The following is a 1,185-nucleotide window of genomic DNA, read 5'->3' on the forward strand; positions in this document are numbered from 1 at the left end:
GGCACGCCCTTCTGGCGGGTGATCCGGCCGACGAACAGCACGTACGGGCGGGAGCGGTCGAGACCGACGCGGTTCTTGCTGATGGTCGGTCTCATTCTGTTGTCGCTCTCGATTCTGATCGTCGGCTGGTTGCTGTTGCCGTCGTACGTGCGAGTGCTCCGGTGGTGGGCGGGTCTGGCCCGCAAACGCACCGCTGCGTACACCGGACGCCCTGTTCTGCAGCGATACCCACCGATGCCCAGCAATCCGACATTCGGGGACTGGAGCCGGTTCCTCACCGATCAGTCGACGAGGCGCGACGCGGCCTGGTTGTCGATTCACGGTCTGGGGGCTTTCGTCGCGGCGATGCTGACCATTGCTCTTCCACTCGGTGCACTCAATGCGATTGCCGTCCCGCTGTACTGGCAGCAGATGCCCGCGGGCGAACCCGTCAACAATCCGTACCCCGTGACGTCGTGGCTGGGCGCTGCCGGAATGCCGTTGATCGGCATCCTGTACTTCCTGATCGCGTGGTGGTTGATCCCCGCGATGGCGAAGTGGATCAGCTGGTCGACCACGACTTTGCTTGCACCGGACACACGTTCGGACCTCTCGAAGCGCGTCACCGCCCTGACTGCCAGCCGCGCTGCGGCCCTCGACGCGCATTCGGCCGAACTCAAGCGGATCGAGCGCGATCTGCACGACGGCGCGCAGAACCGACTGGTCGCCGTGGTGATGATGCTGGGTATGGCCGAGCGATCGTTGCAGATCAACCCGGACCAGGCTCTGCCACAACTGCATCGGGCCCAAGATGCGGCCACCGAGGCGTTGAGCGAACTCCGGACGTTGGTGCACGACATCTATCCGCCGATCCTCGACGAACTCGGCCTCGAGGGCGCGATCTCGGCGCTCGCCGGGCGCTCCGCCGTGCCCTGCGTACTCGAGATCGACGAGCTCCGCCGTGCCCCGGCTGCCGTCGAGGCTGCTGCGTACTTCGTCGTCGCCGAGGCTATGACCAACGTCGCAAAGCACAGCGGAGCGCGCAGCGTCACCGTCACGGCAAGGACGGAGGCGTCCACCGACTCGTTGGGTGAGACGATGCTCATCGACGTGATCGACGACGGTCACGGCGGCGCCTCCGGCTGAACAGGGAGATCGTGCCGTCCTTGTTGTCGGTCAGCTCGATGATCCGGGCGAGCTGCGGGA

General features: G+C 65.7%; 1 protein-coding gene. It reads left to right on the forward strand.

Features of this window, described 5'->3' with window-relative positions:
- The first annotated feature begins 81 nt into the window (after window positions 1-81).
- Window positions 82-1,125 (forward strand): sensor histidine kinase, encoded by a 1,044-nt coding sequence (locus ABT116_RS48330; protein ID WP_351647884.1) that lies wholly within the window; start codon window positions 82-84, stop codon window positions 1,123-1,125.
- The last annotated feature ends 60 nt before the right edge of the window (window positions 1,126-1,185 follow it).

This window comes from Streptomyces sp. NPDC002130 (assembly GCF_040296465.1).
In the GTDB taxonomy this organism is placed as follows: Bacteria; Actinomycetota; Actinomycetes; order Streptomycetales; family Streptomycetaceae; genus Streptomyces.

Bases quoted from the DNA above. Each gene is read 5' to 3' on its own strand.
- ABT116_RS48330 (WP_351647884.1), top strand. From the start codon at position 82: ATGGTCGGTCTCATTCTGTTGTCGCTCTCGATTCTGATCGTCGGCTGG.